Annotated in this window: 1 protein-coding gene; it reads left to right on the plus strand. The window is 53.2% G+C overall.

What is annotated here, in order from left to right; genetic code table 11:
* A partial coding sequence (locus NE637_RS15670) for a DUF4368 domain-containing protein (protein ID WP_256267847.1) occupies window positions 1-216 on the plus strand: 216 nt, incomplete at both ends.

Below are 216 nucleotides of genomic sequence, written 5' to 3' on the forward strand. Positions count from 1 at the left end.
GACAGCGTAACCGGGCGCATATCGGACGAGCGTTTCACAGAGCTGTCGGCAGACTATGAAGCCGAGCAGAAAGAACTGAAAGAACGTGCCGCCAGACTGCGGGAAGAACTTTCCAAAGCGCAGGAAGCCACCGCAAACGCTGAAAAGTTTATGAATGTGGTACGCAGGCACACTACCATTGAAGAACTTACCCCTACTCTGCTGCGGGAGTTTGTG

Origin of the sequence: Desulfovibrio desulfuricans, from assembly GCF_024460775.1 — a bacterium.
Classification (GTDB): domain Bacteria; phylum Desulfobacterota; class Desulfovibrionia; order Desulfovibrionales; family Desulfovibrionaceae; genus Desulfovibrio; species Desulfovibrio desulfuricans_E.